20 protein-coding genes are annotated in these 19,031 nt (G+C 72.2%); 8 read left to right on the top strand and 12 right to left on the bottom strand.

Annotated features, from left to right (window positions below; translation table 11 throughout):
- The first annotated feature begins 55 nt into the window (after positions 1 to 55).
- A complete protein-coding gene (locus tag H7X46_RS08390; RefSeq protein ID WP_186358864.1) occupies positions 56 to 895 on the top strand; it encodes a carbon-nitrogen hydrolase family protein in 840 nt (279 codons plus the stop codon).
- 126 nt (positions 896 to 1,021) lie between these two features.
- Here the strand turns inward: H7X46_RS08390 and H7X46_RS08385 are convergent, their stop codons facing one another.
- From H7X46_RS08385 to H7X46_RS08370, 4 genes are all read right to left on the bottom strand, one after another.
- Positions 1,022 to 2,170, bottom strand: a complete 1,149-nt coding sequence (locus H7X46_RS08385; RefSeq protein ID WP_255426099.1) for a Glu/Leu/Phe/Val dehydrogenase — start codon at positions 2,168 to 2,170, stop codon at positions 1,022 to 1,024.
- 68 nt (positions 2,171 to 2,238) lie between these two features.
- Entirely contained in the window at positions 2,239 to 3,552 is a 1,314-nt protein-coding gene (locus H7X46_RS08380) for an MFS transporter (protein ID WP_222131240.1), read from the bottom strand.
- A gap of 40 nt (positions 3,553 to 3,592) precedes the next feature.
- Positions 3,593 to 5,215 carry a thiamine pyrophosphate-dependent enzyme gene (locus tag H7X46_RS08375; RefSeq protein WP_186358863.1) on the bottom strand — a complete coding sequence of 541 codons (1,623 nt, stop codon included), beginning with the start codon at positions 5,213 to 5,215 and terminating at the stop codon, positions 3,593 to 3,595.
- Entirely contained in the window at positions 5,212 to 6,591 is a 1,380-nt protein-coding gene (locus tag H7X46_RS08370; RefSeq protein WP_186358862.1) for a M24 family metallopeptidase, read from the bottom strand. Before H7X46_RS08370 ends, H7X46_RS08375 begins: the two co-directional genes overlap by 4 nt.
- Before the next feature lie 275 nt (positions 6,592 to 6,866).
- Here H7X46_RS08370 and H7X46_RS08365 point away from each other — a divergent pair, with 275 nt between their 5' ends.
- Positions 6,867 to 7,601, top strand: a complete 735-nt coding sequence (locus tag H7X46_RS08365) for a GntR family transcriptional regulator (RefSeq protein WP_186358861.1) — start codon at positions 6,867 to 6,869, stop codon at positions 7,599 to 7,601.
- A gap of 99 nt (positions 7,602 to 7,700) precedes the next feature.
- Here H7X46_RS08365 and H7X46_RS08360 read toward each other — a convergent pair whose 3' ends face one another.
- The 7 genes from H7X46_RS08360 to H7X46_RS08330 all read right to left on the bottom strand — a co-directional run bounded on the left by H7X46_RS08360 (position 7,701) and on the right by H7X46_RS08330 (position 13,370).
- Positions 7,701 to 8,666, bottom strand: coding sequence for an L-histidine N(alpha)-methyltransferase (locus tag H7X46_RS08360; protein WP_186358860.1), 966 nt, complete (start codon positions 8,664 to 8,666; stop codon positions 7,701 to 7,703).
- On the bottom strand, positions 8,663 to 9,700 hold the full coding sequence (locus H7X46_RS08355; protein WP_370588660.1) for an iron-containing redox enzyme family protein: 1,038 nt from the start codon (positions 9,698 to 9,700) through the stop codon (positions 8,663 to 8,665). The genes H7X46_RS08360 and H7X46_RS08355 overlap by 4 nt, the downstream gene beginning before the upstream one ends.
- Positions 9,697 to 9,873 (bottom strand): CDGSH iron-sulfur domain-containing protein, encoded by a 177-nt coding sequence (locus H7X46_RS29050; protein WP_370588659.1) that lies wholly within the window; start codon positions 9,871 to 9,873, stop codon positions 9,697 to 9,699. Before H7X46_RS29050 ends, H7X46_RS08355 begins: the two co-directional genes overlap by 4 nt.
- A gap of 99 nt (positions 9,874 to 9,972) precedes the next feature.
- The gene (locus tag H7X46_RS08345; protein ID WP_186358858.1) at positions 9,973 to 10,785 is read right to left on the bottom strand and encodes a YqjF family protein; all 813 of its coding nucleotides are present in this window, start codon (positions 10,783 to 10,785) and stop codon (positions 9,973 to 9,975) included.
- Positions 10,786 to 10,827: 42 nt separating this feature from the next.
- The gene (locus tag H7X46_RS08340; protein WP_186358857.1) at positions 10,828 to 11,607 is read right to left on the bottom strand and encodes a hypothetical protein; all 780 of its coding nucleotides are present in this window, start codon (positions 11,605 to 11,607) and stop codon (positions 10,828 to 10,830) included.
- Positions 11,608 to 11,738: 131 nt separating this feature from the next.
- Positions 11,739 to 12,374: a YbhB/YbcL family Raf kinase inhibitor-like protein gene (locus tag H7X46_RS08335; protein ID WP_186358856.1), complete on the bottom strand. Its 636-nt coding sequence runs from the start codon at positions 12,372 to 12,374 to the stop codon at positions 11,739 to 11,741.
- 192 nt (positions 12,375 to 12,566) lie between these two features.
- Positions 12,567 to 13,370 carry an SDR family oxidoreductase gene (locus H7X46_RS08330; protein WP_186358855.1) on the bottom strand — a complete coding sequence of 268 codons (804 nt, stop codon included), beginning with the start codon at positions 13,368 to 13,370 and terminating at the stop codon, positions 12,567 to 12,569.
- An 83-nt stretch (positions 13,371 to 13,453) separates the two neighbouring features.
- On the opposite strand from H7X46_RS08330, the gene H7X46_RS08325 reads away from it, so the two are divergent.
- The 5 genes from H7X46_RS08325 to H7X46_RS08305 all read left to right on the top strand — a co-directional run bounded on the left by H7X46_RS08325 (position 13,454) and on the right by H7X46_RS08305 (position 15,977).
- Positions 13,454 to 13,831, top strand: a complete 378-nt coding sequence (locus tag H7X46_RS08325; RefSeq protein ID WP_186358854.1) for a hypothetical protein — start codon at positions 13,454 to 13,456, stop codon at positions 13,829 to 13,831.
- 94 nt (positions 13,832 to 13,925) lie between these two features.
- Complete coding sequence (locus tag H7X46_RS08320; RefSeq protein ID WP_186358853.1) at positions 13,926 to 14,600, top strand: DUF6766 family protein; 675 nt, start codon at positions 13,926 to 13,928, stop codon at positions 14,598 to 14,600.
- A 107-nt stretch (positions 14,601 to 14,707) separates the two neighbouring features.
- The gene (locus tag H7X46_RS08315; RefSeq protein ID WP_186358852.1) at positions 14,708 to 15,268 is read left to right on the top strand and encodes a hemerythrin domain-containing protein; all 561 of its coding nucleotides are present in this window, start codon (positions 14,708 to 14,710) and stop codon (positions 15,266 to 15,268) included.
- A gap of 42 nt (positions 15,269 to 15,310) precedes the next feature.
- A complete protein-coding gene (locus tag H7X46_RS08310) occupies positions 15,311 to 15,703 on the top strand; it encodes a DUF2267 domain-containing protein (RefSeq protein WP_186358851.1) in 393 nt (130 codons plus the stop codon).
- Between the two features lie 34 nt (positions 15,704 to 15,737).
- Positions 15,738 to 15,977 (top strand): acyl carrier protein, encoded by a 240-nt coding sequence (locus tag H7X46_RS08305; RefSeq protein ID WP_186358850.1) that lies wholly within the window; start codon positions 15,738 to 15,740, stop codon positions 15,975 to 15,977.
- Positions 15,978 to 16,898: 921 nt separating this feature from the next.
- Here H7X46_RS08305 and H7X46_RS08300 read toward each other — a convergent pair.
- The gene (locus H7X46_RS08300) at positions 16,899 to 17,825 is read right to left on the bottom strand and encodes an iron-siderophore ABC transporter substrate-binding protein (protein WP_186358849.1); all 927 of its coding nucleotides are present in this window, start codon (positions 17,823 to 17,825) and stop codon (positions 16,899 to 16,901) included.
- Between the two features lie 159 nt (positions 17,826 to 17,984).
- On the opposite strand from H7X46_RS08300, the gene H7X46_RS08295 reads away from it, so the two are divergent.
- Positions 17,985 to 19,028 carry an ornithine cyclodeaminase gene (locus H7X46_RS08295; RefSeq protein WP_222131238.1) on the top strand — a complete coding sequence of 348 codons (1,044 nt, stop codon included), beginning with the start codon at positions 17,985 to 17,987 and terminating at the stop codon, positions 19,026 to 19,028.
- The last annotated feature ends 3 nt before the right edge of the window (positions 19,029 to 19,031 follow it).

Below are 19,031 nucleotides of genomic sequence, written 5' to 3'. Positions count from 1 at the left end.
CCCACCCGACACCGCGACCGGGTATCCGACGCAACCGCGCTCCCGGAGGACTTCCATGAAGAAGAAGCTCACCGTCGCCGCCGTGCAGATGGACGTCGAGCTCTTCGACGTCCAGAAGAATCTGGAACGGATCGACGCAGCGGTCGGACGGGCCACGGCCGAGGCGAGCCCCGACCTGATCGTGTTTCCCGAGCTGTCCAACATCGGCTACATCAAGGGGCGAGACAAGCACTTCGGCGCGAGGTACATCCAAGCAGCCGAGAAGGTCCCAGGAGAGTTCACCGGGGCGCTCGGTGAACTCGCGAGCTCCAGCGGTGCCTACATCATCGCAGGTATGGCTGAGCTTCATCCCACCGTGCCGGCGACGCTCTACAACACCGCCGTGGTCATCGGCCCGTCGGGCAAGGTCCACGGGGTGCACCGCAAGGCGCACATCCCCGGTTACGAGAAGCACTACTTCGTTCCGTCCAACACCAACGGCGTCATCGAGACCGACATCGGCACCGTGGGCGTCGGTGTCTGCTACGACAACCAGTTCGCCGAGCTCACGCGGACCTACGCCCTGAGGGGCGCTGAGATCCTGGTGATGCTGTGGAACATGCCGAGCTTCTCCAACGACGGCAGCATCCTGCATCACCTGACGTCGGTGCGCGCATTCGAGAATCGCATGTTCGCGGTCTCTTGCAACCGGATCGGCGAGAACAACGACATCCGCTTCTTCGGGCACAGCGCCATCGCGAACCCGCTCGGCGAGACCATCGCCGCGGCCACGACGGAGGACACCATCATCCATGGCGAACTCGACCAGGCGGCCCTGGTCGAGGAGCGCGCGCAGATGACCATTTTCCGCGACCGACGGCCGGACCTCTACTCCGAGCTCGTCAACCCGCTCTGACCACCCTCGTGTGGCGCGGCGTGCTTGAGCACCTCCATGAGCGTCGCGCCGACACCCGACCGGCGCCGTCGATGGACGGCTCGATCGTCGGACGGTCCACGTCCAGCCTGTCCCTGGGCCGTCCTGTCACGACCGCGTGACGCCGCCCCGAACCTCCATCGCATGGCGGACCCGTTCCTGGGCCAGCGCTCGGGCGGCGTTGTGCGGGCGGAGCCCGTCGACCGCCGACTTGGCGGCGACGGTGGCCACGTTGGTGCGGATCTTCTCGGCGGTGGTCGTGAAGATGGCGTCGGTGTCCGGGCGGAAGGCCGAGTAGCGCATGTCCATGCTGTAGGCCGCGGCGATCGTTCCCCCGGCGTTGGCGATGAAGTCCGGGACCACCGGGACCCCGCGCTCGTACAGGAGGTTCAGTGCGTCCGGGGTGATCGGGAGGTTGGCGCCCTCGACGATGATCGAGGCCTTGAGCTCGTCGACCAGCCCGGTGTCGATAACGTCCTGGGTCGCGGACGGGACGAGGACGTCGGTGTCGCACACGAGCTCGGTGCCGAGCGGTTGCACGGCGGCGTCATAGTGGTCGACGCAGGCGTCGCCGTACTCCTCGCGGAGTTTCAGCAGCGCGGCGATGTCGAGACCGTCCGGGTCGACCAGGGCGCCCTTGGCCGTGGATGCGGCCACGATCAGGGCGCCCATCCCGGCAAGGCGTCGGGCGGTGGCTGCGCCGACCGCGCCGAGGCCCTGGACGCTGACCCGGGTGCCCGCGACCTGCCTGCCTTCGACGTCGAGGATCGTGGCGACCGCTTCGGCGACGCCGTGACCGGTTACACCGAGTTCGTCGTAGGGCATTCCACCGAGCACCGCCGGGGCACCGACGCTGGCACCCCGGTCGCCGAGCTCGTCCTGGATCAGGGCCGCGTCGTTCTCGGTCAGCCCCATGTCCAGGCCGAACACGTACTCGCGGGGCACCTCGTTGGCGAGCTTGCGTGCAAAGGCCCGGATGACCCGTTCGCGGTCTACGCCTGCCGGGTCACCGAGAATGCCTGCCTTCGCACCGCCGAACAACAGGTCGGTGGCGGCCCACTTCCAGGTCATCACCCGCGCGAGCCGGGCGACCTCTCCCACCTGCAGGGTGGACGACATGCGGGTGCCGCCCTTGCCCATGCCGCGCGCGGTGTTGTCGATGACCAGGACTCCCTTCATCCCGGTCTTGGCGTCCGAGACGACGACGATCCGCTCGGGTCCCCATTCGTCGATGGAGGGGAACAGGTCGGGCATCATGGGTGGTACCTCCGTGAACCAGAAATCGGTGACAGATGCTCGGCGAGCGGAATCGCCCGCTCGAAACGCTAATTGGGCAGTTCGGCTGCCCGGGTCTCGCCCAGGCTCAGCGCGGCAATTCCCGTGCCGAGTGCGGTCAGGACCATGTAGACAGCCGGGATCAGCGAGCTCCCGGTGAGACCGATGAGGTAGATCATGAGGAACGGGGCCGCGCCGCCGAAGACAGCGGTCGAGAAATTGTAGCCAACCGAATAGGCGGTGACCCGGACGCTGGTCGGGAACAGCTCGGCCAATGCGGCGTGGATCGTACCGGTGTAGAAGGCGAACGCGGCGGCGATCATCGTCAGCCCGAGGACCATCGACAAGCCCCCCTGGCGCAGCAGGAGGAACCCCGGGACCGCCGTCAACGCCACGGCGAGAGAGGCGCCGATGATGACCGGTCGCCGTCCGATCCGGTCGGCCAGCACGGCGCCGAACGGGATGAGCACGAGCAGGACCGCGACCGCTGTCCCCGTCGCTGCGAATGCCTGCCCCTGGGAATGACCGAGCTCGGTCTTGAGGTAGGTCGGCATGTAGGTCAGCAGGGCGTAGTAGCCGGAGCTGTTCAGCAGGGAGAGAGCCCCGCACCGCATGATCGCCCTGCGCACGGCGGGCACCGCGAGCGAGGCGCGTAGCGGCTGGCGCTGCTCGGCCGACGCCGCCTTCAGGGCCGCGAGGAAGGCCGGGGACTCGTCGAGACGACGGCGAAGATAGATACCGATCAACGCCAGCGGCAGGGCGAGCAGGAACGGGATCCGCCAGCCCCAGGCCAGGAGTTGTTCCTCGCTGAGGGCCACGGTCAGGCCCAGGCCGGCAAGGTTTCCGGCGAGCAGGGCGAGGAACGAGCCGGTCTGGCCCCAGCACATGTAGAACGCCCGCTTCCCGAGCGGCGCGTGCTCGGCGACGAACGACATCGCGCTCACGATCTCGCCACCGGCCGAGACGCCCTGCATCAACCGGAACAACACCAGCAGGATCGGGGCCGCGATCCCGATGGTTGCCAGCCCGGGGAGCAGCCCGATGAGCACGGTGGCCGCCGAGATCAACATCAGCACCCCGACGAGCACCTTCTGCCGACCGAACCGGTCCGCGAGGTACCCGCAGAGGACACCGCCGAACGGTCGCGCAACGAAGGGAACGGCGAAGACGGCGAAGGTCGACAGCAGGGCCGTGGTCGGATCCTGCGAGGCGAAGAACGTGGCGGCGATGGGGACGGCGAGGAAGCCGTAGATCCCGTAGTCGTACCATTCGACGAACTGGCCGACGGCGGCACCGGCGGCCACTCGCCGTGGGCTGCTTCCGGCGTGGTGGTCATGGCGCACGGTGTGATCTGCCTGGGTCATGGGCACCTCGTTGTGACCGACTGCCCCTGCGTGGGGCGGCCTATTTGGGAAGGTTGTCTGTACGGATCTCGATCAGTCGTAGACCGTCGGCCTGGCGGAGCTTGGTCAGTGCGACGGCGAGCTCTTCGGGCGTGCGAACCTGCGCGGCGAGGCCACCGAACGCCTCGGCGAGCGGGACGAACTCGGGGTTGGTCAGGTCCGTGCCGCTGACCCGGCCGGGGTAGACCCGTTCCTGGTGGTCGCGGATCGTGCCGTAGCGGCCGTTGTTGACCACGATCACGAGGACGTTCAGCTGGTACTGCGTGATGGTGGCCAGCTCCTGGCCGGTCATCAGGAAACAGCCGTCCCCGGCGAAGGCCACGACCTCCCGGTGGGGTTGCTCGAACGCGGCGGCGATCGCTGCGGGGATGCCGTAACCCATCGCCCCGCTGGTCGATGCGAGCTGGGACGGGTAGACACCGAACCGGTGGAAGCGCTGCGGCCAGGCCGTGTAGTTGCCTGCACCGCAGCTGACGATGGCGTCGGAACCCACCTGCTCGTCGAACACCCGCATGAACGCGGCGGCCGGATCGCGAGCGTGCACGGTGTCGTGGGCCTCGTGGAACGCCGACCGCAGGCTGTCCGCCCACCGGCGCCGTTCGTCACAGGGCTCGATCCGCTCGGGCAGTGCGGCGACGAACGCCGCGGGCGAACAGGCCACGGCGACGTCGGCCGCAACGGATACACCCAGGTCGTCCGCACCAGGATAGACGTGGACGACCCGGGCCCCGTGCAGCGCGGGCTCCAGTGCCTGGGCGGTGAGTCCGTCGGGTCGGCTGCCGAGGAGGATCACGAGATCCGCCGCACCGAGCCGCTCGGGCAACCCCGCCGTCGTGTTCAGGCCGAGGGTTCCGGCGAACATCGGCGACGCCGGGTCGACGGTGTCCTGGTTCCGCAACCCCGTCACCAGGGGGACGGCCGACCGCTCGGCGAAGTCCCGCACGGCGGCGGTGGTGTCGGCGTCCCAGCCACACCGTCCGGTGACGACGACCGGTGCCCGGGCCGACTCGAGCAGCTCCACGGTGAGGCGCACGTCCTCGCCCCGTGGCGCAGCGTCGGCGACGGCGGACACGGGCCGGACCGGCGCCGAGGTCGGGCCGGACACCACGTCCTCGGGCAGCACGACGACGACGGGACCGGGCTCGCCGGACGTCGCCAACGTCAGCGCACGCGAGGTCAGCTCCGGCACGCGCGCGGGTTCGTTGATCTCGACGACGGCCTTTGCGATCCCGCCGAACATCACGCTGTAGTCGATCTCCTGGAAGGCCCGGCGGCCTCGTTCCCGGCGTGGTACCTGGCCCACGAGCAGCAGCATCGGGCTGGCGTCCTGGGCGGCGACGTGCACCCCGATCGCGGCGTTCGTCGCGCCGGGCCCGCGGGTGACCATGCAGATCCCCGGACGGCCGGTCAGCCTACCGTGTGCGGCCGCCATCAGCGCGGCGCCGCCTTCCTGGCGGGTCGCGACGAAGGAGAGCCGGTCGCCGTGTTCGTGCATCCCGTCGAGCACGGCGAGATAGCTCTCCCCCGGCACGCCGTATGCCCGGGTGACACCGTGCGCGACCAGCTGCTCGACCAGCGCGTGCCCACCTGGGCGGCTCGAGCGGTGCGGCTCGGGTGAACTCACGGCGCATCACCCTGCTGGGTCAGGTTGACGGTGGTGCTCGGGAGGACCAGCCACATGTCCTCGGCGCCGATCGAGTACTCACCGATCGGCCACTGGATCTCGCAGGCGCCGAAGTCACCGACCCGCACGACCTCACGGTCACCGGGCCGGAACTCGGAGGAGAACGACTCCTGGCGGCCCATGAGATGTCCGACGTTGCGCAGGGCGTACCGCCCGGCGAGATCGATCTGTTCGGGCCAGAAGCCGGCCTTCACGAGGCCGTCGCGCTCGGCGACCAGCTGATCCACGACCCGGCGGTGAACGTCGGCGAACACGGCGCCCTCGGTGATCTGCTCCGAGATCGTGCTGCGCACGATCCTGATCAGGATCTCGTAGGCGCGCTCGGCATCGGGATCGCTGACAAAGGTACGGGCCGCGTCCGAGGTGGCCAGGGTGAGGCCGTCGACCACGACCGCGAGCCCGGCGTCGAGCTTGAGCGACGTGGTGCCGGGCCCGACCGGATGGTCGGTGGCCAGGCACGGATGGATCGACCGGTCCCCGGCGTGGCAGTTCGTGAAGAACTCGTGGATGTGACCGGTCAGTCCGATGCTGTCGGCGAACGCGTGCGCTGCATCGAGGTAGGCCGCGCGGACGTCGTTCTCGGTGATCGGCCGAACCCGTGCGACCGCGTCACGTGCGAACTCGACGGCCGAGTCGAGGGCGTGCCCGGTGGCCCGGGCGACCACGACGACGGCGGGGAGGTACTGGTGATCGCGCCGCTCCCGCCACTTGGCGATGGCGTGTGAACCGTCGACCAGGGTGACGCCGAGCTGCTGCAGCTCCTCGGCCTCGCCGATCCCGAGGCCCCACTCCTCGACCAGAACCCGGCGGACACCGGCAGCCTCGACGAGCACGGCCGCCGACGGGCCGTACTCCACCGAGTCCGAGCCGCGCCGGTAGAGTGCGCTGCCATCCCGGCCGGGCAGCGCGCACAACTCCTCCACACCGATCGGGGACGAGGTGAGCACGGCGTCGGCGCCGGTCCGCGCGAGCACCTCGTCGAGGTCGGTGAAGCGGGTGTCCGCCGACCACTCCTCGAGGTAGGGCGCCAACGGCCGCAGCGACGGCGTCTGCTCGATCAACTCGGCTGCGGCCAGCCGGATCCGGGCCACGGCCCGCGCCACGGTCTCGGACACCTCGCCCGTCCCGACCGAGCCCGCAGCGACAGCCGGACGCACGACGTCCCCGCCCACGTACAACTCGACGTGGCGGGCAATCTCCCGGTAGCGGGCGAGCGGCAGCTCCGGGTCCACCTCCACCGGTCCACGACCGACCAGACCGGCCACGGCTGCGCCCAGGTCGGGAGCGACCTCGTCGGGCTCGGGCCGCAACGTCATGTATGGGTCATGGAACACGACGTGGGCCACGTCGACCGACGACGCCTCGATGGCACCCCGCTCTTGGTGACGCACGAGCCACGTACGACACCATTTGGTATCGTCTTCGACGAGGAGCGGGGTGGTCATCAGGAGTGCATCGCGACGCAGGTGTGGACTGAGGAGCTCGGTGCGCGGTCGCAACCCCTGCTGATCCAGAGAGTCGAGGTTCGAAGTCAGTCTCACCAGGCCGCTCCTCAAACGGTATATCATTTGATACGCGAAAGGTACGCACCATGCCAGACGGTGTCAACGGCGGTCGCGCAGAGGTCGCAGGAGCGGAAGCCACACCGCGTTGGGACCGGGCCCCGAAGAGGTCGGGAACGACGCGGGTCCCGCTGGCGGACAAGGCAGAGCAGCAGTTGCGCAGCGCAATTCTCGAGGGAGCACTACTCCCGGGCGCTCCACTCGTCGAGGCCGACCTCGTGCAGCAACTGGGCATGTCGAAGACACCGGTGCGGGAAGCGCTGCGACTCCTCGCGCACAGCGGCCTGATCACCACGGACGCGTTCCGCACCTGGCGCGTCCGCGTCCTGTCCTCCGAGGACGTGCAGAACATCTTCGATATCCGGGCGATCCTGGAATCGACGGCAATCGGGCGAGCATGCACCCGCAGCACGCAGGAAGGCCGCCGGCACGTTCGCGAGACGATGCGCAGCATCGAGGAGGTCGCCCAGCACACCCGCCACCCCACGCTGGCGCAGGCCAACCGCCGCCTGCACGGCGCCTTGATCGCGGAATGCGGCAACCAGGAGATCATCGACGTCGTCGCGTCGTACGGCGACCGGCTCACGCTCGCCGTCGTGCAGGGGTGGCAGCGATACGACACGAGCATCAAGGAGCTCGACGAGCACCGCGAGATCGTCGAGGCCTACCTCGACGGTGACGCCGATCGTGCGAGCACCCTGATGCGCGAGCACATCGAAGGGTTCGCCTGTGTCTATCGGAGCGAGGCGGACGGCGGGAGGTGAAGCACCGACGACCACCGCGGATCTCACGGCCCGCGCTCGCGTGCTCCGCGACCAGGTACTCGGCGATCGCTATCGACGACGTGGCCTCCGGCTCCGGGCTCAGCGGCGGAACAGGAAGATCCCGTACCGGTTGTCGTGGTCGATCCACTCGGCCTCGCTCGCCAGGCCGTGCGAGGCGACCTCCCGGCAGAACCGGTCCCGGTCGAACTTCGCGGAGACGCCGACGTTGAGGCCGTCGCCGCGGCGCAGCGCGAGGTCCAGCCCGAGCCCCGGCAGGGTGATTTGCTGGTCGCGGCGGGCCCACAGCCGGCCGTCGACGACCTCGGCGGCGCCGTCGTAGTGCGCGGCGGGCCGGAAGCCGGTCAGGTCGACCCGGCCCTCCCCGAAGCGGCACGCGAGCCGCGTGAGGTGGTTGAGCCGGAACTCCGCGAACGCGGTGTGGCCGGGCGGGTCGTTGTAGCAGGTCTCGAACACCGTCGCCGGTTTGAGCAGGTCGGCCGAGACGAGCAGGGCGTCGCCGGGGCGGAGGGTGGCCGCGACGCGGGCGAGCAGCGCGGCACGCTCGGCCGGGGTGGCGTTGCCGATGTTGGCGCCGAGGAACAGCACCGCCAGCGGCGCGCCGCCGTCGTCGCGCAGCCGGTCGAGGCCGGCCTCGTACCGACCCCACAGCCCGGTCACGGCCAGGCCGGGGATCCCGGCGAGCCGCGCGGCGCTGTGCTCGAGCATCTCCCGGCTCACGTCGACCGGCAGGTAGGTGGTGGGCCGGCGCCGCGCGCAGGCCGCCAGGAGCAGCCGGGTCTTCTTCCCGCTGCCCGAGCCCAGCTCGGCGACCCGGGCGCAGCCCAGCCGCTGGGCGATGTCGTCGGTGTGGCGCCGCAGCAGGCCCCACTCGACCCGGGTCAGGTAGTACGTCGGCAGCTCGGTGATCTGCTCGAACAGCTGCGACCCGCGCGCGTCGTAGCCGAACCACGGCGGGATCCCCGGGTCGGGTTCGGTGAGGCGGGCGCGCAGCTCGGCGGCCTCGTCGACGGCGCCGTGCTCGAGCGCGACCGGACCGGCGTTCACCGGCCGGGCCCGTCCGGCAGCGGCACGCGCAGGCTGGACCGGCCGGCCGACCAGGCGTCGAGCATCGCCGCACCGAGCCGGTCGCCGAGGACGCCGGCCGCCCGGATCCCGAACACGACATCCGCGGCGAGGCCGGGCTCGTCGGCGAGCAGCGGGGCCAGCACCCCGCGGCGGACGACCTGCTCGTGCACCGCGTCGGCCTCGACGTGCTCGTCGTAGAACCGGACCGCGGCCGGTCCGCAGCCGAGCCGGCGCATACCGCGGACCAGCCGTGCAGATCCGGGTGACGACGTCAGCTCGACCAGCGCGAACTGGCCGACCAGCGCGCCGCGCAGGCTGCGCCGCAGCCCGCACAGCGACATGAAGTTGACCTCGGCGAGCGTGGCGGCGGGCACCGCGTCGACGTAGTGGCCGTACCCGTCGGACAGGCCGAGCTCGCGCATCATGGCGGCGAACAGGTTCGCGTGCGTCCGGTCCGGGTCGCCCGCGCCGTACTCGTCGTGCTCGACGCCGACCAGCCCGGCCTTGGCCGCGACCGGCAGCCGGGGAATCACCCACGCCTGCGGGTCGGCCTCCTTCAGGTGGTAGATCGAGCGGTGCACGACGTACTCGCGCAGCTGCCAGAACTCCCCGCTGCGCTGGAGGTGGTGCGAGACGCCGGGCTCGGCGCCGGGCCCCACCGGTTCGACCAGCAGGGCGTCGACGGCGCCCGCGACGTCGTCGTCCGGTGCCACCTCGGCCCGCAGCGCGGCCAGGAACCGCTCCTCCAGCGACCGCCGCATCCCCAGCAGCCGCAGGTCCCACTCCCGGTCGTCGTCGACACCGGTGAAGCCGCGGTAGTGCAGCTCGTAACAGCAGTGCAGGGCGAGGTGCAGGTCGTCGCCGAACGGGTCCGCGGAGCCGGGATCGGCGGGCGGCGGGTCCTCGCCCCACAGGAGCGCGAGCACCGTCGCCGACAGCGGGCCGCGCGCACCCGGCAGCGGGGCGAGGCCGGTCCGGGCGATCGGCCCGGTGGTGGTCACGGTGCTGGTCACGGTCGTCGCTCCTCTCGGACCCGGGCGCGGTGGCTGGTGTCGCAGAACGGCGGACGCCGGGTGCGCCGGCAGGTGCACAGGGCCGTGACCGGGCGGTCGGACCGGACCCGGCGCCCGTCGGGCAGCTCGACCTCCACCGGCCCGTGGACGAGGAGCGGCCCGTCGTCGGTCACGGTCACACGGGTCGGTTCAGCCGGCACGGGACGCCTCGATCACGACGAGCTCCTCGATGTCTCCCTCACGGTGCCTCCGGTCGTGCGAACGGGTGCTGGTCACGCCGTACCCCGGCGGGCCGGGCCCGAACCAGGCGGCCCCTCCGGCGCTCGTGAGTGGTTGGCAGTGCCCTGGCACCGCTCACCACTCACGGGCGCCGGAGGAGCGAATGTCGCCGTGACACCCTCGCTGAACGCCACGTGGTCCGGTGGCCGCCGCGCCACGTCACCCAGGCCGGCCGCGGCGAGCAGGCCGTCGTCGAGCTCGAGCAGCTCTGCCCGCCGCAGCGGCCAGGGGGCGTGGCTGTTCGGGAGGTACCAGGTGCGGCCGAGCCGCGCCACGTGCAGGCCCCAGCGTGCGGTGAGGAACCGTTCCAGCGGCCCGTCCGGCGCGGGCCCGGCCGGGCGGACCACCACCCGGCTGCGGGTCTCCGGTCCGCGCCCGCGGAGCCGGGTGGTGTACGAGCGGACGTCCCCGTCGGCGCGGAACCGCATCCGCGACCACCGGTAGGGCAGCCCGAACACGGCGCGCCCCACGACGACGGGCAGGGCGCGCCCGGCGTCCATGCTGAGGAAGACGACGCCACGGCGGCCGGTTCCGTCGACCGTGTAGAGGCGCACGTTCGTCTCGAGGAACGTGCCGGCCCACGGGATCGCGGGACCGTGGGCGGCCGCCGTGCCGACCAGCCGGAACGGCACCAGCCCGACGTAGGTCGCCCCGTCCGCGACGTCCGGCTCGGTACCGGGCGGGAGCAGGTGCTGCACGCTGCCCGGTGGGACGGCCCAGTGCAGGAACGTGACGTCGCACCAGTGCTGCCGGAGCAGGTGCGGGCGCGGCAGCGGCGGCGCTGTCCGCGGGGGCGGGTCGGGCATCGGACCAGGATGCCCGGCTCCGGCTCGTCCCTCGACGCGGCGCTACGCCACCGTCGCCCGGAGCGCCCCGCCCCGCTGCTCCGCGGCCGGGGCCGGTTCGCAGCGGGCCAACGCCTCGGCGATCGCGCGGTGCGCGGTGCGGCCGAGGAGCAGGCCGTTGTGGGTGCCGGGCACCTCGACGTTGCTCGCCGAGGGATCGATGCTGGCGCGGGCCGGGACGACCCGGTCGGCGCGGCTGTAGATGCTGGTGAACGGTGTCCCGTCCGGCCACGGGGCACGCAGCTCCGACCGGAAGCGGCGGCAGCACTCGCCGAACAGGCAGCTGAGCCGGGCCAGCCGGGGCAGCCCGATGGTGCCGGCCACGGCGACGGTCGCCATCGCGCCCATCGTCGGCACTGCGAGCCCGTACAGGTCGAACGGGGTGCCCAGGGTGACCAGGCCGGCCACGTGGCCGGGGGTCCGGGCACCGGCCGCACGGGCGAACTGCCCGCCACGGCTGTGCCCGAGCAGCCGCACCGGGCGCCCCGTGCGGTCGGCACGCTCGCGCACCCGCTCGGTGAGGGCGTCGACGCTGCGCTGCCCGCAGTCCAGGCCGGCGCCGATCGCCACCGGTGTCGGGGCGTAGCCGAGGGCGGACAGCCAGCGGGCCATCGGGCCCAGCAGCGGTGGCGTGGTGGCGAAACCGCCGACGAGCAGCACCGGGTCCCCGTCGACCGGGGCCGCCTGCTCGCCGTCGCGCGGCCCGCCCGGTCCGTCGTCGAGGCCGGCGACGAGTGCGGCGCCGATCCGCTCGGCGCCGCGGACGATGAGGTCGGTGGGCATGGTCGCTCCAGCCGTGCGGGGTCACTGCTCGGGCTGGTGGCTCAACCGGAGGTCGACTACCCGCGGTCGCCGGCGTCCATGCCCACCCTCGGCACCCGCCGGCCGGGCCGGCGTGCCGCGCGTGGTGGCGGCTACCGCGCCACCACGCCGACCAGGTTGCCGCGCGCGAGGACGTGCCCCTCGGCGGCGCGGCGCACCTCGGCCGCCGTCACCCCCTCGCCGAACCCGAGCGTGCGGTCCAGCGCCAGCAGCCGGAACACCAGGCGATGCGCGTCCCCGACCGGCGGCTGGGGCGCCCGCCAGCCGAGCGTGCCGTCGTCGGACAGCCCGGGCACGGCGCCCTCCGGTAGGGCGCGCGGCGAGTCGATCCCGGTGACGTCACCGGGGATACCGGCGGCGACCCAGTGCGCGGCGTCGCCGGCGTCGCGGTCCTCGCAGAGCAGCGCGAACTCGGCGGTGCCGTCCGGCGCACCGGCCCACTGCAGCGGCGGCCCGGCCTCGATGTACTCGGCGGGGATCAGGTCGTGATCCACGAACGCGGTGCTGCGCAGGACGGGTGTGGCGGCACCGGTACCGCCCTGCTCGCCCCGCGGCCCGGCCGCACGGTCCGGGTCACCGAGCGTCCTCGGCGGGTGCTCGCGTTCGAGCTCGGCGTTCGCGGCCCGGTCGGCCTTGCCGTCGTTGGTGTGCAGCGTGCCCTCGTCGTCGTACCGGTCGCGCAGCCGGGTCCGCTTGACGTCGTAGCTGTGGCTTCCCGGGTTCGGCATCGCTACCTCCTCGGTGGTCGCGTCCGTCCTGCGGCTACCCGTGATCCGCAGTGTTCACGCGCGGTGCGCGCGCGGATGGCGTCGGCGTGGCGTCCCGGGCGCCGGAACCGGGTGCGCCCCAGTCCCGGACCGTCGGTTGGGCTCCCACCAGGACCCGGCCGAGCTGCAGCGCGGTCCGCTGTCCCGCTGTGGTCACCCGGCGGAGCCGGGCTTCGCCATCCGCCCGTGCACCGCCGCCTTCACCGAGTCCGGGAGCACTGCGGTCGCCGCCCCGGTCGCCCGGGTCGACAGCGACCCGGCCAGCACCTTCTCCCGGCCGTCGAGCATCGCCTCGACACCCTGCCGGGCCACCTGCACCGGGTCGTCCTTCTCCCCCGCGCCGACCCGGGTGTCGGTCATGTCGGCACGCTCGAAGAACTCGGTCTCGGTCGGGCCCGGCATCAACGACGTCACGGTCACGCCGGTGTCGCGCAGCTCGGCCCGCACGGCGAGCGCGAACGACTGCAGGAACGACTTCGACGCGTTGTAGACGGCCTGGTAGGTCCCCGGCGTCGTCGCCGCGACCGACGAGGTGATCAGCACCCGTCCCTCGCCCCGGGCGACCATGTCGGTGAGCACGAGCTTGGCCAGGTGCACGGTCGAGGTGATGTTGAGGTCGATGATCGAGCGGTCCTCGACGAGGTCGGTCCCGACGAACGGACCGCCCTGCCCGACACCGGCGTTCAACGCGGCCGCCGCGAGCGGGCGCCCGCCGGCCTCGACCGCCGACCACACCTGGTCCACGCCCTCCGGCCGGCGCAGGTCGGTCCGGACCGGTGCGACCTCGGCTCCGGACTCCTCGAACGCGCGGGCCGCGTCGTCCAGCTCCGCGTCCTCGGCACAGACGACCAGGTCGAACCCGCGCCCGGCCAGTTCGCGGGCCAGCTCCCGCCCGATGCCCGAGGATGCCCCGGTGACCAGGGCCAGCGGCCTGTCGCGTCTGCTCGTCTCCGTCATCGGCCGCGCCTACCCCCGGGCACGCCGGTCATGCCCGGCCGGGGTTTCCGGTCCACTCCGGAGGGGTAGCAACGATCGTGGCCATGGTCGGTGTGCTCGGCCTGGCCGCTGCGGCGGCCGGGCTGGTGAGTGCCTGCGCGGCAGGCCAGGTCCCGCAGGTCGAACGGGTCGCCACCGCATTCGCCACCGGCGACCCGGCCACCCGCTGCGCTCTGCTCGCCCCCGCCACGCGCGCGGCCGTCGAGCACGACCGGCCGGGCGCGTGCCCGGACACGGTGGCCGGCGGCACCCGCCCGGGCGGGCAGGTGCAGCACGTCGAGGTGTGGGGCGACCAGGCCCTGGTCCGCGTCGCCGGCGACACACTGTTCCTCACCCGTGCCGGCGACGGCTGGGCCGTGTCCGCAGCCGGCTGCGCCCCCGCCGGGGAGGCGCCCTACGCATGCCGCCTGGAGGGGCCGTGAGATCGGTACGCGTGCTGTTCGTGACCTACCTGGCCGTGATCGGGCTCGGGCTGGCGTACTTCACGCTGCTCGGGCTGCTGGGCCGGTGAGTGGCATGCGCCGGAACCTTCGCGTCAACGGGCTGGGGCTGGGGTTCGGCGCCCTGTTCCTGGTCACGCTGGCGGGCCAGGCGGTCGCCGGGCAGGCGCAGTACAACGACGAGCAGCTCACCCGCGGCGCGGAACCGGTGTCGCTGGTCCAGTGGGTGACGTCGTCGACGTTCGCCGTCGACGTCGTCGAGAACTGGCAGTCGGAGTACCTGCAGTTCTTCCTCTACATCTTCGCCACGGTGTGGCTGGTCCAGAAGGGCTCGCCGGAGTCGAAGGACGTGGAGAAGGCCGGCTCGGAATCCGACGCGGAGCAGCTGGTGGGCCCGCACGCCCGCGCGGACTCGCCGCGCTGGGCGCACCGGCACGGCTGGCGGCAGGCCGTGTTCGCGCACTCGCTGGGGCTCGTGATGGGCGGGATCTTCGTGCTGTCGTGGCTGGCCCAGGCGGTCACCGGGTGGGCGGCCTACAACACCGAGCAGCTCGGCCACCACCAGGACCCGGTCGGCTGGCTGGAGTACATCGGCGGAGCCGACTTCTGGAACCGGACCCTGCAGAACTGGCAGTCCGAGATGCTCGCCGTGGGATCGATGGCGGTCCTCGCGATCTACCTGCGCCAGCGCGGCTCGCCGGAGTCCAAGCCGGTGGGCGCCGCGCACGCCGACACCGGCGAGACCGGGTGACGGCGGCGCGCGTTCCGCGGAACGGCGGCCGCCGTCCCCCGCGCGCATGGCCTCGCCGACGGCGGGTACGCACTCCGCACCCGAACGCCCCACCACCAGGAGTGACCATGGCCCACACCCACGCCGTCGACGTCGTCGACGAGCTCACCACCGACCACCGGGAGGCGCTGGACCTGCTCGATCGCATCTCCCGGTCCGACAGCCCGTCCGAGCGCCGGGACATGGCCGACACCGTGATCGCCGAGGTCGTCCGGCACTCGGTGGCCGAGGAGATGTACGTCTACCCGGCCATGAAGGACAACCTCGACGACGGGCAGGGCACCGTCCGGCACGATGCCGAGGAGCACCAGGAGCTCGAGCGCATCATGAAGCGCCTCGAGTCCGCCGACCCGTCCGACGAGCGGTTCGACACGCTGGTCGCCGAGATGACCAACGCGCTGCGCCACCACGCGGCGGAGGAGGAGAGCGAGCAGTTCCCGCAGCTTCGTGCCCGGCTGCCGCAGAACGTGCTGGTCGAGCTCCGGGAGAAGGTCGCGAAGGCGAAGACGGCGGCACCGACCCGGCCGCACCCGGACGCGCCCAACGCCGAGCTGTTCCACAAGCTGGCCGGTCCGGGCGTCGGTCTCGTCGACCGGCTCCGGGACCGGCTCACCGGGCGCAGCAACTAGACGGAAACCGGTACCGACACCCGAGAAGATGCAAGGACACCGATGAAAGCCCACGAATTCCTGGCCGGGGTCCAGCGGCGCGGTAACTACGCGAACCCGGCCGAAGCCGAGGTGGCCACCCGGGCCGTCCTGCGTGTGCTGTCCACGCGGCTGACCGGGAACGAGGCCCGCGACCTCGCCTCGCAGGTACCGCAGCCGCTGGACGAGGAGCTGCGCGGCCGCGACGACCGGACCGCGGACGGCGACTTCGGGGTGAGCGAGTTCGTGCAGCGCGTCGCCGACCAGATCGGAACCGACGAGACCGCGGCACGCACCCACACCGAAGCGGTGCTGGCGACGATCGCCGAGACCGTCACCGGCGGGCAGCTGAACCACATCCTGACCCAGCTCCCATCCGGTTACGCGGCCCTGTTCGGCCGCGCGGAACTGAGCTGACCGCACATCACGACCACACCGAAGGAGGAGATCGATGGCAACCGGTGAGACCGGATTCAGCGACGTGGTGTACGACCTGGTCTCGGTCCAGTACCACGCGCTCAAGGGCGGGCACGACTACGGCCAGTACGTCCGCGACGCCCGCAACGCGGGCCACGACGACGTCGCGGCGTTCTTCGAGCAGGTCATGGAGGAGGACTCCCGGCGGGCGGCGACCTGCCACGACCTGCTCGTGAAGCTGTCACCGTCGGAGGACACCGGGCGGCGCTCCTGATCGACCGCCCGGGGCGAAACCCTCGCGGGCGGCCGGGCAGCCGGGCAGCCGGGCAGCCGGGCAGCCGGGCAGCCGGGCAGCCGGGCGGGCGGGCAGGCGGCGCGGCGCGGCCGGTCCGGCACCGGACTCCTGCTCGCGCCCGCCGGCTGGTCGGTCTCGGCCTGCTCCCGCCAAAGGCGGTCCCCTCGACACCGCCGCACACGAGCTGCCGGGCCGGGACCCGGTCCGGCGGCGCGTGGCCGGCGGGATCCCGGCGGGCGGCGCCGGGCTGCCCCGCCCGGCGGTGGCGTCGCCCCGACCGGCAGCGCCGATCACGAGCGCCGCAACGCCGGTGCCACCCGTAGATCGGCGCGCACGCTCCTGCCCTGGCCAGGACCCCAGCGCGCTGGTCGACATCCAGCACGTGCCGACCGACCTGCACGATCCCGCCCTCGCCAGGGAGGAACCGCGCTGATCGACCCGTTCCCTTCGGTCGACACGCACGTTGCCGCCCCGGCGAGGGCGAGAACGCGCTGATCGGCCGGGCGCCTGCCGGCGACACTCACGTTGTCGCCCGGCCAAGGGCGAGAACGCGCTGATCGACCACCGACGCCTGGTCGAGCCTCACGATCCAGCCGTCACTAGGGCGACAACGTGCTGATCGACCCGGTTCCGTCGACCGACACGCACATTGCCGCCCCGACCAGGGCGAAAGAGCGCTGATCAACACGAGGCACCCGACCGAGGCACACGCTCCCGCCCCACCGCGGCGACAACGCGCTGATCGACAACCCGCCGCGGTCGCCCCGCCGCGGTCGACACGCGCCTTCCGGGCCCGACCAGCGCTGGACCGTGCTGATCGACACCCGGCAGGAACGACGCGGGCCCGGGCGCCGCCGTCGTCGATCGGCGGGCACCCGGGCCCGGGGGTCGTGGCGGAGCTCAGGCGCGCGGGGCGTACCGCGGGAGCTCGTCGAGGACCTGGTTCGCCGCGAGCGGCCCGATCCCGAGGTACCAGAGGTCGTCGCTCACCGGGTGCGCGGCGCCGCGGGTGACCGCACCGAGCCGCTGCCACAGCGGGCCGGCGGCAAGCTTGGCCTGCTGGTCCATGCCGTCCTTGCCGTAGCCGGCGTAGAACAGCAGGTCCCCGTCGGCCTGCGTGATCTGCTCCGGTCCGACCTGGACGAAGGTCTTGTCGGTGCGCGCGATCTGCGGGCGGGCGAAGCCGGCGTCGGCGAGGATCGTCCCGATGAACGAGCCCTGGCCGTAGACGCGGACGCCGTTGGCCATGAACCGCACCATGCTCACCTCGACCTGCGCCGGGTTGCCGAACGCGGTGCCGACCTGCTTGGCCTTGTTCTGGTAGTCGGCGAGGATCTTCTCGGCCTGGTCGGACTTGCCCAGCGCCGTGCCTGCCAGCCGGAAGTTCTCCTTCCAGGACTTCCCGACCGATGCGGCGAAGACGGTGGGGGCGATCTCGCTCAGCTGCGGGTAGATGTCCTTGTGCCGCACGCTGTTCGACAGGATCAGGTCGGGCTTCAGCGCGGCGATGGCCTCGAGGTTCGGGGCCTCGATGGTGCCGACCTCCTGGATCCCCTGGGCCTTCTGGCCGAGGTAGGACTGGGGGCCCGTGACCTCGTCGGCGCGCACGGCGCCGACCGGCTTGACGCCCAGCGCGAGCACCGAGTCGAGCTCACCGGTGTCGAGGACGACGACCCGCTGCGGGTTCACCGGGACGTCGGAGGCGCCCATGGCGTGCTGCACGCTGTGCTTCGGCCCCTCGGCGCCCCCGCCGGCTCCCCCACAGCCCGCAAGGACGAGGCCCAGTACGGCGATGATCGCGGCGAGTAGCCGCCCGGCATGTGACACTGACAACTCCTGACGTGCGCGGATAAGCGAAGGCTAACCAATACATGACGAAAGGAGGCCTCCGCCATACCCGTTAGGATCTTGACACGGTGTTGCGACCCACACCACGAATGTTAGGGCAGCCTTCCCATATCTAGAGTCACCGTGCACGATCATGGCGTGACCGTCGACGAACCTCCCCTGCGCATCCTGGGTCATGCGGACGTCCTCCGTGCCGCAGCCGACCTCGATCCGGTTGCGGTTGTCCGCGAGACCCTGATCCACCACGCCGAGGGCGCGACCACGCTGCCCGACGAGGCCTACCTGCCCTGGCACACCGAGGGCGGCGCGTTCGCGCGCAGCCTCGCGCTGCCCGGGGCCGTCTGGGGCGAGCGGCCCGCCATCGGCCTGAAGATGATCAACTCGAGCCTGGAGAACCCCGGACGCGGGCTGCCCCGCGCCCAGGGCCTGACGTTCCTGTTCGACCCGGACACCGCCCGGCCCACGGCGATGATGGAGGCGGCCTGGCTGTCCGCCACCCGCACCGCCGCCTACACGGTGCTGTCCGTCCGGGAGCTGGCCGCGCCGGGCGTCCGCCGGATCGGCGTGCTCGGCTGCGGCGCGCTGGCCGCCGCGCACCTGCGGCTGCTCGCCGCGGAGCTGCCGGGCGCCGAGGTCACGGTGTACGACCTGGACCCGGACCGCGCCCGGGCGCTGGCCGACGAGTGGGCCGGCCCGGCGAGCGGGCTGACCGTGCACCCCAGCACCGACCCGCGCTCCACGGTGGACGGTGCCGGCCTCGTGGTGTGCACGACGACGACCACCACCGGCTACATCGCCCACGACTGGCTCGCCCCCGGGGCGCTGGTGGCGCACGTGTCGCTGGACGACGTGCTGCCCGAGGTGATCGAGCGCGCCGACCTGCTCGTGGTCGACGACTGGGACCTGATCGCCGCCGACGACCGGCGGATCCTCGGGCGCCTCTACCGGTCGGGCGAGGTCACCGGACCCGAGGGTCAGCACGTGGACGGCACCCCCGAGAAGGGCCGCCGGGTGGACGCCAGCCTGGCCGGCATCCTCGCCGGCACGCACCCCGGCCGGGCCTCGAGCACCGACATCGTGCTCAGCAACCCGTTCGGGATGGGCGTGCTGGACGTGGCACTGGCCGGGGCGGTCCGGGACGTCGCCGAACGCGAGGACATCGGGACCCTCGTCCGGCTGTAACCC

It is taken from the genome of Pseudonocardia sp. C8, assembly GCF_014267175.1.
Taxonomy (GTDB): Bacteria; Actinomycetota; Actinomycetes; order Mycobacteriales; family Pseudonocardiaceae; genus Pseudonocardia.
The sequence above is the reverse complement of the archived record's forward strand: the minus strand, read 5'-3'. Positions and strand labels throughout refer to the sequence as shown.